Source organism: Pelagibacterium halotolerans, from assembly GCF_044811015.1.
Taxonomy (GTDB): Bacteria; Pseudomonadota; Alphaproteobacteria; order Rhizobiales; family Devosiaceae; genus Pelagibacterium; species Pelagibacterium halotolerans_A.
This window is the reverse complement of sequence record NZ_CP085243.1, coordinates 1,809,755-1,823,311: the sequence shown is the minus strand read 5'-3', so window position 1 is coordinate 1,823,311 and position 13,557 is coordinate 1,809,755. Positions and strand designations below refer to the sequence as shown.

General features: G+C 60.4%; 13 protein-coding genes. 8 read left to right on the top strand and 5 right to left on the bottom strand.

The genetic code is table 11. The features are described 5' to 3' along the window. Positions 1-83: 83 nt before the first annotated feature. Positions 84-995: a sugar kinase gene (locus LG281_RS08980; protein ID WP_404406462.1), complete on the bottom strand. Its 912-nt coding sequence runs from the start codon at positions 993-995 to the stop codon at positions 84-86. Then, entirely contained in the window at positions 995-1,840 is an 846-nt protein-coding gene (gene ppk2 / locus LG281_RS08975) for a polyphosphate kinase 2 (protein ID WP_404406460.1), read from the bottom strand. Before ppk2 ends, LG281_RS08980 begins: the two co-directional genes overlap by 1 nt. 138 nt (positions 1,841-1,978) lie before the next feature. Between ppk2 and LG281_RS08970 the strand changes: the two genes are divergently transcribed. From LG281_RS08970 to phoB, 7 genes are all read left to right on the top strand, one after another. Further along, a complete protein-coding gene (locus LG281_RS08970; RefSeq protein ID WP_404406458.1) occupies positions 1,979-3,250 on the top strand; it encodes a sensor histidine kinase in 1,272 nt (423 codons plus the stop codon). A 300-nt stretch (positions 3,251-3,550) separates the two neighbouring features. Then, a complete protein-coding gene (locus LG281_RS08965) occupies positions 3,551-4,591 on the top strand; it encodes a PstS family phosphate ABC transporter substrate-binding protein (RefSeq protein WP_404406456.1) in 1,041 nt (346 codons plus the stop codon). Between the two features lie 72 nt (positions 4,592-4,663). Then, positions 4,664-6,043 carry a phosphate ABC transporter permease subunit PstC gene (gene pstC, locus LG281_RS08960; RefSeq protein WP_404406454.1) on the top strand — a complete coding sequence of 460 codons (1,380 nt, stop codon included), beginning with the start codon at positions 4,664-4,666 and terminating at the stop codon, positions 6,041-6,043. A gap of 13 nt (positions 6,044-6,056) precedes the next feature. Then, entirely contained in the window at positions 6,057-7,343 is a 1,287-nt protein-coding gene (gene pstA / locus LG281_RS08955) for a phosphate ABC transporter permease PstA (protein ID WP_404406452.1), read from the top strand. A gap of 16 nt (positions 7,344-7,359) precedes the next feature. Next, positions 7,360-8,199 (top strand): phosphate ABC transporter ATP-binding protein PstB, encoded by an 840-nt coding sequence (gene pstB / locus LG281_RS08950; RefSeq protein WP_404406681.1) that lies wholly within the window; start codon positions 7,360-7,362, stop codon positions 8,197-8,199. A gap of 13 nt (positions 8,200-8,212) precedes the next feature. After that, positions 8,213-8,917 carry a phosphate signaling complex protein PhoU gene (gene phoU, locus LG281_RS08945; protein WP_404406450.1) on the top strand — a complete coding sequence of 235 codons (705 nt, stop codon included), beginning with the start codon at positions 8,213-8,215 and terminating at the stop codon, positions 8,915-8,917. A 2-nt stretch (positions 8,918-8,919) separates the two neighbouring features. Then, on the top strand, positions 8,920-9,618 hold the full coding sequence (gene phoB / locus LG281_RS08940; RefSeq protein WP_404406448.1) for a phosphate regulon transcriptional regulator PhoB: 699 nt from the start codon (positions 8,920-8,922) through the stop codon (positions 9,616-9,618). Between the two features lie 589 nt (positions 9,619-10,207). On the opposite strand, the gene LG281_RS08935 is transcribed toward phoB, so the two are convergent. From LG281_RS08935 to LG281_RS08925, 3 genes are all read right to left on the bottom strand, one after another. Beyond that, complete coding sequence (locus tag LG281_RS08935) at positions 10,208-10,630, bottom strand: fluoride efflux transporter FluC (protein ID WP_404406679.1); 423 nt, start codon at positions 10,628-10,630, stop codon at positions 10,208-10,210. Then, positions 10,618-11,010, bottom strand: a complete 393-nt coding sequence (locus LG281_RS08930; protein ID WP_404406446.1) for a fluoride efflux transporter FluC — start codon at positions 11,008-11,010, stop codon at positions 10,618-10,620. The genes LG281_RS08935 and LG281_RS08930 overlap by 13 nt, the downstream gene beginning before the upstream one ends. Positions 11,011-11,112: 102 nt before the next feature. Then, a complete protein-coding gene (locus LG281_RS08925) occupies positions 11,113-11,673 on the bottom strand; it encodes a GcrA family cell cycle regulator (RefSeq protein ID WP_404406444.1) in 561 nt (186 codons plus the stop codon). A gap of 685 nt (positions 11,674-12,358) precedes the next feature. Between LG281_RS08925 and LG281_RS08920 the strand changes: the two genes are divergently transcribed. Then, on the top strand, positions 12,359-13,549 hold the full coding sequence (locus LG281_RS08920; protein ID WP_404406442.1) for an aspartate aminotransferase family protein: 1,191 nt from the start codon (positions 12,359-12,361) through the stop codon (positions 13,547-13,549). Positions 13,550-13,557 lie beyond the last annotated feature (8 nt).

The window sequence follows — 13,557 nt, the reverse complement described above, 5'->3', positions numbered from 1 at the left end:
CGTCTCGCTTGTCTTTTTCTCGCGCAGCGCCGCCGGGCGAGAAAAATCCGGCGCGATCCGACGCAGGTATTCTTGAGAGTGTCCTAAGCCACGAACGCCTCTTTTGGCACCAGCGCGCCATGGTGACCGATGACGACGCCTGCCGTGGCATGGCCCTGGCGTGCGGCGGCTTCCGGGTCGCGGCCGGAAAGCCTCGCTGCGATATAGCCGCCATTGAAGCTGTCGCCCGCACCCGTTGCGTCAACGACGGTGGAGACGATCTGCGCAGGCACGCTGACGCGCGTCGTTCCGGCGGCAACGAGCGCAGGGTCACCGCCGTTCTTGACGACGACCTCAACCGCGCCGGCTGCAAGATAGCGATCCGCAGTGGCCTCTGCGTCCTTATCGCCGAAATAGCGCACTTCGTCTGCATGTGTGGGCAACACGATGCTCGATATCCGAGCCGCTGCCGTGAGCGCTTCCCGGACGGCATCGTCACTCGGCCAAAGCGCTGGCCGGATATTGGGATCGAACGCCACCATCGCGCCGGCTTGTCGTCGCGCGCCGATGGCAGTGATCAGCCGTTGCCGCGCTTCGGGCGCGAGGATCGCAAGCGTGATGCCGGAAAAATAGACGACATTTGTATCCCTGAGCGCCGCGTCGAGCTGCGCCGGATCGTCGGCCAGCAATTTAGCCGCCGAGGTATCGCGCCAATACGTGAAGTGCCGGTCGCCTTCGGCCTGATGGATCATGTAGAGCCCGGCGCGCTTTCCGGGGATCTTCGCGATCAGATCGGTGCCGATACCGCTTGCGGCAATATGGTCAACCATCTGGTCCGAATAGATGTCGTCTCCGACCGTGGTGAAATAATCCACCTGCCAGTCCGTGCCCAGTCCTAGCCGCAAATAATAGGCAGTGTTGAGCGTATCTCCCGCAAACCCCAGCCGGTACATCCCTGCATGGCCGCCGCTCAATTCCACCATAGCCTCGCCGGCTGAAACGATCCGCCCGCCCATCAGGAATGCGCCCTTTCCGCGAGGTAGGCTTCGGGTGACATCACGATGCTTGTGTCGATCTCCCCAATCGCGCCGAAATCCTTGTCCTTATAGCCGATGGCCCAAAGGACTGACTGGATCGCCGCGAGCCGCGCGCGCTTTTTGTCGTTGGCGCGAATGACTGTCCAGGGCGTGTCCGGCGTGTCGGTCGCTGTGAACATCGCGTCGCGGTGCTCGGTGTATGCGTCCCACATGTCGAGCGCCTTGAGATCGACGGGCGAGAGTTTCCAGACCTTGACCGGATCGTGCCGCCGGTCGTGGAAGCGTTTCAACTGCATCTCGCGTCCGATCTCGAGCCAGAATTTGAAAAAATGGATGCCGTCGTCCTTGATCATGCGCTCGAACTGCGGCGCCTCGCGCAAAAAGGCTGCCGTCTGCGCCTCGGTGCAGAACCCCATCACCGGCTCAACGACCGCGCGGTTGTACCAGCTCCTGTCGTAAAGCGCGATTTCGCCGCCCGCCGGCATGTTGGCAGCATAGCGCTGGAAGTACCATTGTCCCGCCTCGCGGTCCGACGGCTTGGGCAGAGCGACGGTCCGCGCATTGCGGGGGTTGAGGTTTTCCAGAAAGCGTTTGATCGTGCCGCCTTTGCCCGCGGCGTCCCGTCCTTCGAACAGCGCCAACACGCGCCCGCCCGTTGCGAGAAGGTGGCTCTGCAATTTCACCAGTTCGATCTGTAGCGCTCGCAGCCTGTCGCGATAAAGGTCGCCGTCCATGGTGTCGCCATAAGGATAGCCGCCGCTTTCCAGGGCGTTCGTCTTGACCCATTTGGGCAAATCGGGATCGTTGAGATCGAATTCGGGCATAAAGCGCGTCCGCTGTTCCTTTGAGGTGTGGATATCTAGTGATATCCGGTACTTGGGCTATGGTCCTCTCCAACCAATATCATGGCAATGTCATATGGCCGCGCTAAGCGCAATGACACTATGGATGAGTCTGTTGCAATGAACCGGAATCGTGCCGCAAAGGCAAAGCCGCGCCGTGGCCCTGGAGCGTTCGCACGTCCAGAATATGCTACCGGCCTGGCGGCTGCGGCGATCCTTTTGTTGTTGGCATTTTTCGGGCGGCTCGGCTGGTCTGATGCCGTGCTTGGCACTGGAGCCATCGCTGCAATTATGCTGATCGCTACACGTCTGATCACCGCGCCCGCGGAGCAGGAAGCGGATGCGCAGCCGGAAACCGGAGTTGCGCCGGCCGTGGCCCATTTCGCGGACACGCTCACCCAGCCCTGCCTTATCGTGAACGACCGCGCGGTCCTCATTTACCGCAACCCCGCCGCCGCCCAGCAATTCCCTCGTGCACGCTTGGGTGATCCGCTCGCCTTCACGCTGCGCGATCCCGATCTCGTCGAGGCCGTCGATAGGGCGCTACTAACGAAAGCGGCGCAGCATGTCGAGGTACATCTGACGGTGCCTAACGACACTTGGTACCGCGCTGCCGTGGTACCCTACCGAGCCGAAGGCGAAGACGGTGACGATTGTGTCGCGATCACGCTCTTCGATTTCACCGAGCAGAAGCGCACCGACCGTATGCGCGCTGACTTTGTCGCCAATGCGAGCCACGAATTGCGTACGCCATTGACCTCACTGATGGGGTTTATCGATACCCTGCAAGGGTCCGCAGCCAAGGACGAGGCCGCCCGTGCAAGGTTCCTCGGCATCATGCGCAACCAGGCCGAGCGGATGTCGGGATTGATCGACGACCTTTTGTCGCTCTCGCGCATCGAACTGCGCCAGCACGTCAAACCGACAACGGAAGTCAACCTCAACCTGCTGTTGCGCGAGGTTGCCGAAGGGCTAGAGCCACGGCTCGAAGAGGCGAAGATAAAGCTCAATCTCGACCTGCCGGACACTCCGATCACGGTGATTGGGGACCGGCAGGAATTGTTTGAGGTGCTCGAGAACCTCGCCGACAACGCCATCAAATATGGCGGCAGCGGTGGCCGGGTCGACATCACGCTGACCCCGGGGGCGAGCCGCACAGGTGCGCACCATGCGATCACCGTAACCGACTACGGACCCGGTATTGCACAGGAGCACGTCCCACGCCTCACCGAGCGGTTTTATCGGGTCGATGCGGAATCGAGCCGCAAGAAAAAGGGTACGGGCCTGGGCTTGGCCATCGTCAAGCACATTGTCTCGCGCCACCATGGCGAGATGACGATCCGCTCGACGGTGGGAGAGGGTACCAGGGTCGAAGTTCTCTTGCCACGATAGCTGCGTAGCGCATCTGCGCCGACAGGACCGCGGGATTTCCCAACCGCGCGGAGACGGCCTAGCGCATGTGACAAATACCGCCCGAACTTCCGTTGTTCACAGGTGGTCTGGGAAATTAATGCTATATATCAATCGGTTCCGTTGTCATCCAACTGTCACTAAAACGACATAGAAGCTTTAGGGGCGGGTCTTAGGGTGCGAGCCGTCAAGGGTCGAGATCATGCTTAGAGCGGGTCTCGTCAGTTTTTCAAAGGGGGCTGGAAGGCCCTGAACAGGCTTCTTAAAGGAAGGCAAGAAATTATGAAGACCGCACTTTACGTGAGCACTGCTGCTCTTCTCGTCGCGGCGTCGCTCGGTGCGACCGCTGCGAATGCGCAGAGCCGCGATCAGATTCGCATTGTTGGTTCCTCGACGGTGTTCCCCTACACGCAGGCGGTTTCCGAGCAATTCGCCGCTGCCACAGAATTCGCTGCTCCGGTCGTTGAATCCACTGGCACGGGCGGTGGTATGCAGATCTTCTGCGAGGGTGTTGGTGCCGAGTTCCCCGACATCACCGGCGCCTCGCGTGCCATGAAAGAATCTGAGTACGAACTTTGCCAGACCAACGGCGTAGACAGCATTTCCGAAGTGTTGATCGGCTTTGACGGACTTTCGGTCGCTCATTCGCAGAGCGCGCCGGACATGGACCTGACCAAGGCCCAGCTTTTCCAGGCCCTGGCTGCCGAGGTTGAAGTCGACGGCGAAGTCGTTGCCAATCCCTACACCAACTGGTCGGAAATCGACCCGTCGCTCCCCAACTTCGAAATCACTGTCTTCGGTCCTCCTCCGACCTCGGGCACCCGCGACGCGTTCGTTGAACTCGTCATGGAAGAAGGCTGCGCCGAATTCCCGGCCATCGCCGCTCTTGACGAAGACAAGATGGACGAAGTCTGCCAGCGCATGCGCCAGGACGGCCCGTTCGTGGAAGCCGGTGAGAATGACAACCTGATCGTTCAGCGCCTCAACGCTGACGCCAATGCTCTGGGTATCTTTGGCTACTCGTTCCTCTATGAGAACCAGGATACGCTCAAGGCCGTCGCCATCGAGGGCGTTTCGCCGGCACCTGAAACGATCGCCGATGGTTCCTACGGCGTTTCCCGTCCGCTGTTCTTCTATGTCAAGAACGCGCATATGGGCGTGATCCCGGGTCTTACCGAGTTCGTCAACGAATACGTCTCCGAGGCCTCCTTCGGTCCGGGCGGTTACCTCGAAGAACGCGGCCTGATCCCGCTTTCGGATGAAGAGCGCGATGCGACACGCGCCAACATCGAAGCGCGCACCAACATGACGCGCTACGAATAAGCCTAAACGTATGGCCGGGGGTATCGATCCCCGGCCATACAGCCTTTCTGGAACACCTACCGGAGACCGCAAGTGGTTGGCGTCATTTTTGCAGCAATCGTCATTCTGACACTGGTCTCATTCTTTGTCGGCCGAAGCGCGGGCAACAGGTTTTTCGCAAGTGCCGGCGCCGAGATGCATTCCCTCGCCGGATATCACGGCGCTTTCGTTGCGATCTGGGTTGGCGTACCGGCGCTTGTTCTCGTTCTCATGTGGCTGTTGTTCCAAGGGACGGTCATTGACGGTCTCCTTCTTGCGAGCCTGCCGCCTTCGATGACCGAAGGCCTGGAACCAGGCCGCGTCAATCTGCTGCTTTCCGAAATCAAGAACGCCGCCGCCGGGATGACGTTCGGTGAGCCTTCGCCCGAAGTGACCGCGGCCGCTGAAACCTGGCTGCGCTGGAACGCGATCGCGGGCTGGGCCATGGTGGTCGTCGCGCTGGCGGTGATGCTGATCGGCGGGTTCATCGCCTACCAGCGGCTAACGCCGCGCTTTCGTGCGCGGAACAATGTCGAATTGTTCGTGAGCGGGTTCATGATTTTCTGCTCGCTGATTGCGATCATCACAACGGCGGGCATCATCATTTCGCTTGTGACCGAGTCCATGCAATTCTTCGCAATGGTGCCGGCGCACGAGTTTTTCTTTGGGCTCAATTGGGAGCCTCAGATCCCCATTCGCGAAGATCAGATCGCCGGGAGCGGCGCCTTTGGTGCAGTCCCCGTCTTTGTCGGTACGCTCGTTATCGCTGCGATCGCTATGGTCGTCGCCGTGCCGGTGGGCGTATTCACGGCCATCTATCTGGTCGAGTATGCGAATCAGCGGCTGCGCAATATCGTCAAGCCGATCATGGAAATTCTCGCCGGCATCCCGACCGTGGTTTACGGCTTTTTCGCGGTTTTGACCGTTGCGCCCGCGATCCGCCAAGCCGGCAGCCTCATGGGCATTGCAACGTCGCCGAACTCTGCGTTGGCGGCTGGCGGCGTCATGGGTATCATGATCATTCCCTTTATCTCGTCGCTTTCGGACGATGCGCTGCGCGCCGTGCCACGTGCGCTGCGTGACGGCTCCCTTGCCATGGGCGCGACCCGCGCTGAAACGATGATCAGGGTCATGCTTCCGGCCGCACTTCCGGGCATTGCAGGCGGCATCCTTCTCGCGCTTTCGCGCGCGATCGGAGAAACCATGATTGTGGTAATGGCGGCTGGGCTGATCGCATCGATCACAATCAATCCCCTCGACTCCGTCACCACTGTTACCGTTCAGATCGTGACGCTCCTGATAGGCGATACGGCCTTCGACAATCCCAAGACGCTCGCTGCCTTTGCCCTAGGGCTTGTGCTCTTCATCGTCACGCTATGCCTCAACGTCGTTGCGCTCACGATCGTGCGTAAATATCGCGAGCAATATGAATAGGGATGCAAACAAGATGACCGACCTCGTGCAACATTCCGTCGCATCCCAGCCGGCAGATATCGGCGAGCGGCTGCGCAAACGGCGCTATGCAGCCGACCGACGCCTCAGGGCCTACGGCGTGGTCGCGATCGCTTCGGCTATCGGACTGCTCGGCATTCTGATCGCGACACTTGTTCTGGGCGGCTATCAGGCTTTTACGCAGACCCACGTCCGTGTCGCATTCCCGATTTCGACCGAGTATGTCGATCCCGACGATCTACGGGGTAGCAACTGGCGCGCCGTCGTTGCCGAGGGCGTAGAGGTGCTGTTCCCGCAGATCGAGGACCCCGCTACACTACGGACTGCCGGTCAGATTCTGACGAATAACACGCAGTTCTTCGTCCGCGATGCGGTGATGCGCGATCCTTCGGTGATCGGCGGCACACTCGTTATGGAAGTTCCGGCCTCCGATCCTTATGACCAGCTCAACAAGGGCGTCCTCGACCGCGACCTGCCGGAAGACCGCCGGCGCCTCGACAACGAGCAGATCGGGCTTTTCGATCAGCTCGTCGACGAAGGCTTGGTTTCGCGGCCTTTCAACTGGGCGTTGTTCTTCAATTCCGACAGCCGATTCCCGGAAATCGCTGGCTTGGCGGGTGCGATCGTTGGTTCGTTCTATGCGCTGATGGTTTGTTTTGTGATCAGCTTCCCGGTTGGCATCGCGGCGGCTATTTATCTCGAAGAGTTTGCGCCGAAAAATAGGGCGACTGACATCATCGAGGTTAATATCAACAACCTGGCCGCGGTTCCGTCCATCGTGTTCGGCCTGCTCGGTCTTGCGGTCTTCCTCCAGATATTCGGCCTGCCGCGCTCGGCTCCTCTCGTCGGCGGTATGGTTCTGTCGCTGATGACCTTGCCGACGATCATCATCGTGACCCGGAACGCGCTCAAATCGGTTCCACCGTCTATCCGCGAGGCGGCAATGGGCATGGGCGCGTCCAGGCATCAGGTGATCATGCATCATGTACTGCCGCTCGCGCTTCCAGGCATCCTCACAGGAACCATCATTGGCCTCGCCCAGGCGCTTGGCGAAACCGCGCCTTTGCTGCTGATCGGAATGAATTCGTTCATCACGAGCCCCCCGGGTGGCCTGATGGACGCATCGACCGCTTTACCGACGCAGATTTTCATCTGGGCCGACAGTCCCGAGCGCGGCTTTGTCGCGCGAACATCCGCTGCCATTTTGGTTCTTCTCGGCTTCCTGATCGTTATGAACGGCATTGCGATCTTCCTGCGCCAGCGCCTTGAGCGCACCTGGTAACCAACGTTAAGGACGTATTCCCATGGCCACCGCTGCTCCCGCCAGTTCGGCTGAAATGCAAAAGTTCGAGACGATCCGCACGCCCGACGAAATCGAGCGCTCGGTCAAGCTGCGTGCCCAGGACGTCAGCGTCTTCTATGGAGAAAAGCAGGCGCTTTTTAACGTTTCGATCGATATCCCCGAAAAGGCGGTCAGCGCCTTCATCGGTCCTTCGGGGTGCGGCAAGTCGACCTTCTTGCGCTGCATCAACCGGATGAATGACACCATCGATGGCTGCAGGGTTGTCGGCGATATCTCCCTCGATGGTCAGAACCTTTACGATTCGAGCCTTGACGTCGTCGAACTGCGTGCGCGGATCGGGATGGTCTTTCAAAAGCCCAACCCGTTCCCCAAATCGATTTTCGAGAATATCGCCTACGGCCCCAAGATCCACGGGCTCGTGCGCAACAAGACCGACCTCGAGGAAATCGTTGTCTCCTCGCTGCAGAAGGCGGGGCTTTTCAACGAGGTCAAGGATCGCCTTCACTCGCCTGGCACCGGGCTTTCGGGGGGCCAGCAGCAGCGTTTGTGCATCGCGCGCGCCATCGCCGTCGGCCCCGAAGTCATTCTGATGGACGAGCCGTGCTCGGCGCTCGACCCCATCGCAACTGCGGTGATCGAAGAGTTGATCGATGAATTGCGCGAGAACTACACCATCGTCATCGTCACCCACTCGATGCAGCAGGCCGCGCGCGTCTCGCAGAAAACCGCGTTCTTTCACCTGGGCAAGCTGATCGAGGAAGGGCCGACCGAAGGGATCTTCACCAATCCCAAGGACAAGAAAACCCAGGACTACATCACGGGCCGTATCGGGTAGGAGCGCTCTCAACATGCCGACCAACGAACACATCGTCGCCTCTTACGAGGACGAACTGACCGAACTGGCCCGCTCGATCTCCGAGATGGGCGGCCTCGTCGAAAAAGCCATCGCCAATGCCGCCGACGCGCTGGTGCGGAACGACGCCGAACTTGCGCTCGCCACCGTCGCCGCCGACAAGAAGGTGGATGCGATGCAAAAAGAGATCGACGAGATGGCCGTTTCGATCATCGCCCGCCGCCAGCCCATGGCGTCGGACCTGAGGTTAGTGATCGCCTCGATCCACGTCGCCAACGATCTTGAACGTATTGGCGATATGGCCAAATCCACGGCTCGCCGTTCAACCGAAATTGACGGACTCGCCGCTTCGACCCAGTTCAAGAACGGCATGCGCCACATGGCGGATCTGGCGCTACGTCAGGTCAAGCTTGCTCTCGATGCGTTTGCATCCAAAGACAAGGATATGGCCGTCGAGGTTGTCGAGCGCGATACCGAAGTGGACGCGCTCTATGTCTCGCTCTTCCGCGAACTTCTGACCTATATGATGGAAGATCCGCGTAACATTACCATGTGCACGAATCTTCTGTTCTGTGGCAAGAATCTCGAGCGGGTCGGTGACCATGCCACCAACATTGCCGAGCAGGCCTATTTCATGGCCACAGGCAATACGCTGACCTCGGATATCGAGGATATCAAGCGCGAGCAGATCAAGAGCTAGTCATGATACCGCATATATTGGTCGTCGAGGACGAGACCGATCTCGTCGAGTTGCTGCGCTACAATCTCGAGGCTGAGAATTTCGCGGTCTCGACCGCTGAAGATTCCGAAGAGGCGATGCTGCGGGTTGCCGAGAACCGTCCGGACCTGATCTTGCTCGACTGGATGCTTCCGGGCACCTCGGGTATCGAGATCTGCCGCCGCTTGCGCGCCCGCGAGGAAACCGCACGGGTGCCGATCATCATGCTCACCGCGCGCGGGGAAGAAGAAGAGCGCGTGCGCGGGCTCGCGACTGGGGCTGACGACTATGTGGTCAAGCCGTTCTCGCTCCCTGAACTGATGGCGCGCATAAACGCACTGCTGCGCCGCTCCAACCCGCAATTGATCGCGGCGATTTTGAAGGCCGGGGATATCGAACTCGACCGTACCACACACCGTGTGCGGCGTTCGGGCAAAGAAGTCCATCTCGGGCCAACCGAATACCGGCTGCTCGAATACCTGATGGGCAATCCAGGGCGTGTTTATTCGCGTGAGCAGCTGCTCGATGGTGTGTGGGGCACGGATGTCTATGTCGATGAGCGGACGGTGGACGTTCACGTCGGGCGCTTACGCAAGGCTATCAACCGTGGCCGGGCGAAAGACCCGATCCGCACCGTACGCGGCGCGGGGTATGCGTTCGATGAGAAGTTCGTAACGCCCTGAGGGCGCACCTGTTCGTCCGGCGACCCTCGAGCCCCGGTTTCAAATAGCGTGGACGGTATGCGGCGAGACGCGCCTCATACTGATTATTAAAGTGCGAGACGAGCCTCGCCGCATACGCCCGGGATTTTTGGCTTGGCGTCCGCTCGGGCTGGGGCCAATCCCCGCCAGGTTTCCCCGGTGACCACAGGATCGCTGTGGCTGGCCACGGTGACGTTTGGGCCTCCGCTGGGACGACTCCCATCGGACCCGGACCGGTCCCGCCCAAACGTTCGTTGCGCCTGCGCCCATCAAAAGCGGGTCCGTGGAAAGCATCATACTTGACGTTTCGGGGGCGGGGATAAGTTTGTGAGTGCACTTGTGCGATGCTGCCTGCGTCGTGCCACGCCCCTCGGCCCTTCGAGGCCCGCTCACGCGGGCACCTCAGGATAAGGGGCTACTGGTGGACGGGTGCTTTCGGGCAAGGGGGTACCTCACCATGACGGCTACTTATATAGAGCGCCGCAATCCCAGTGGCCCTCATGGTGAGGTGCGAGGCAAAGCCTCGCCTCGAACCACGAGGGCGTGGCACGGAGGCCGGATTTGGGCTCTTTCACCGCCTGTCGATGCGCCGATTGACCATCGTACCGGCCTCGGCCCCCAGCCATACCGCTCCCAGCCAAACACCGAGTGACAGTGCCGCATAGCCAAGTGCCATTCCCGCAGCCCCCGTGTGCACCAGCGCAACCGCCTCGAGACTGAAGACCGAGAAGGTCGTGAACCCGCCACAGAACCCCGTCATCCACAGGTGCCGTCCGACCGCACGGAGCGGCCAGCGTCCTGATGGCGCGCCAACGGCAGCGATAAGTCCGATCAAAAACGAGCCGAGCCCGTTGGCGATGAGCGTTGCCCAGGGCAGGCCGGCGCCAAACGAAACCGGAAATGCCAACGAAATCAGCGCACGGCATACCGCGCCGACCGCACTCCCACCTGCGATTGCAAGCGAAATCCGCGCCGCCGCCCTCACAGCGTCCACCCCAGCCAAAGCCCCAGCGCCGCTCCTGCTATGCACGCAGTCAAAGACGCCGCAATGTATCGCAAGGCGCGGTGATAGTGTCTGGTGCCTGCTAGCTCAAGCGTTTGGAGTGCGAAGGATGAGACCGTCGTGTAGCTGCCGAGAATGCCAGTCGCCAGAAGGGTCCAATGCGGCTGCCCAGCCGTTTCCAGCGTTGCAGCATCAAGTGTCAGTCCGGCGACAAGCCCGATGGCCAGTGCTCCGGTGGCATTGACGGTCAGGATGCCCCAGACTGCATGCCCCAGCCGGTCAGTGACGCGGCGTGAGATCCAATAGCGCAATAACCCACCCACTGCCCCCCCGACTGCAACCAGAAGAAGGGAAACGATCATGGGCGGCATGGCGTGGGATCCGGGCTGATGTTCGGCCGAAGGCTAGCCAAAAAGAGGATACAGAAAAAACCCCGGCGAAATAGCCGGGGTCAGGTTCGCCGGGAGGAATGCCTAGCGCTTCTTGCGGTCGATCTGGTGATAGGCGCGCCGCGAATGGAAATCGCAATAAGGCTTACCCTCATCGGACTCGCGTCCGCAGAAGTGGAAATCCGAATTCATGGGGTCACCGATCGGCCACTTGCAGGTCTTTTCCGACAGCTCAAGGAGCGAGATGCGCTCTTCGGGTGGAATAACGAGTTCAGCAACCTTGTTCTGAACCTCGACTTCGACCTCAAGGGTTTCTTCCATCTTGAGCGCCGTCGCACCGACCATTGGAGCGGACGTGGTGCGACGCTGGCTTGCCGCGTAGGTCGTGCTCGACCCGCCGCCACGGCTCGCACTGCCGCCCGATCCGCCCGACGACGGGCGGCGTGGTGCGCTCGGGCGCGACGTCTTGGCGCGCGGAGCGACGTTAGTCGGCTTGGCACGCGCTGAAAGCTTAAGCCGGTGCACCTTGCCGATCACCGCATTCCGCGTCACGCCATTGCCCAGCTCGCCAGCGATCTGGCTCGCGCTCAGCCCTTCCATCCAGAGCTTCTTGAGCAGCGCAACGCGCTCGTCCGTCCAGGTCATGGTTTAGCTCCACCGCAATTCGCTTTTATAGAGTCCGTTCCCGCACCGCCAATAGCCACCAGCGGCAAAAACACAATGTGTCGTATGATGATGGGGTCCGCCACACGAGATGTCGTGTTCCCAATGGCCTCATCCTACACAGGCGGCGAAATCGGTTTCAAGTGAGCGATCCGAGTTTCCCCCGTTTATCCCACCCAAAACGAATGTGTCGCCGGAAAGAAGCCATCGCTGTTGCACGCGGTCCACAGCGCGCGACGGGGACGTGCTAGACCTCGATTGTGGCGCCGATGAGTCAGGCTTGTGGCCGCGCGCTCCAAAACGCCCGCATCCCGGGCGCCGACATTGACTTTTTGCCCTGCTGACAGCATAAGCAAGACGAAGACGGCGTACCTGAACGCTGGGCGGTTCCGCAAAACGCAAGAGAATTGCAGCGGGACGGCGCCAGATAAGGGTGCGCGTTTTTCGTTTGGGCCCGAACGGGCCTTTCCTGCACTTCGAGACTAAGGGTTTGCTCAGAAATAACTACGTCATCTTGCTTGGTCTTTTCGCCCTTGGCGGTGTTGCTGTCAGCCGGAAATGTCTCGATATTCCCGGCTGACATCAACACCGCCAGGAACAAAAATCCCGGCGCAATCTGAAGCATTTATTTCTGAGTAAACCCCAACAGCAAAAAGGTTCTCATCCCATGTCTGCGCTCTATGGCACGTATGCCCGGTCCGAACTCGCTTTCGAGCGGGGCGAGGGCGTGCGATTGTTCACGAGCGACGGGACGGGCTACCTCGATTTCAACTCGGGCATCGCGGTCAACGCGCTGGGCCATGGCGACCCGCACGTCGTCGCCGCGCTCAAGGCGCAGGCCGACAAGGTCTGGCACGTCTCTAATATTTTCCGTATTCCCGAGCAGGAAAAGCTCGCCGAGCGTCTCGTAGCATCAACCTTCGCGGATGCGGTGTTCTTCACCAATTCGGGCGCCGAGGCGATGGAATGTGCGATCAAGACCGCGCGGCGCTATTTCTACGACAAGGGCGAGCCCGATCGCTTCGAGATCATTGCCTTTACCGGGTCGTTCCACGGCCGCACGATGGCGACCATCGCGGCGGGTGGCAATCCCAGCTATACTGAAGGTTTCGGCCCGGCGGTTCCCGGTTTCAAGCATACGGCTCCGGGCGATCTTGCCACCGTCGAGGCACTCGTTGACGACAAGACCTGCGCGATCCTCATCGAACCGGTGCAGGGCGAGGGTGGGGTGACCGCCATGCCGGATGCTTTCCTCAAGGGCCTCCGGGCATTGTGCGACAAGCACGGCATGCTCTTGATCTTCGATGAGATCCAGTGCGGCTATGGTCGTACGGGGAAGTTCTTTGCCCATGAATGGGCGGGCGTTACGCCGGACATCATGGCTGTCGCCAAAGCCATCGGTGGAGGCTTTCCGCTGGGTGCGTGCCTTGCAACCCAAGAGGTCGCCAAATGCATGGTGCCGGGCACGCACGGTTCGACCTATGGCGGCAATCCGCTCGCCTGCGCGGTCGGCAACGCGGTGCTCGACCGTATCGAGAGCCCCGGCTTTATCGAACATGTCGAGGAGATGGGCAAAGTGCTCGCCTGGCATCTCCAACAGCTCGCGCAGAAATACCCGCAATACGTCACCGAGGTGCGCGGCAAGGGACTTCTCGCGGGGGTCAAGATCACGCCGCCGGTCCGCGATTTCGTCGCGCGGCTGCGAAAGCACAAGCTGCTTGCGGCAGCAGCCAGCGATAACGTTCTGCGCTTCCTGCCGCCGCTCATCGTCGAAAAAGAGCATATCGAAGAGGCGATGGCGATGGTCTCCAGCGCCTTCGACGAGCTCGACGCCGAAACGGCAAACGCCGCGCAATAGGCACTCTT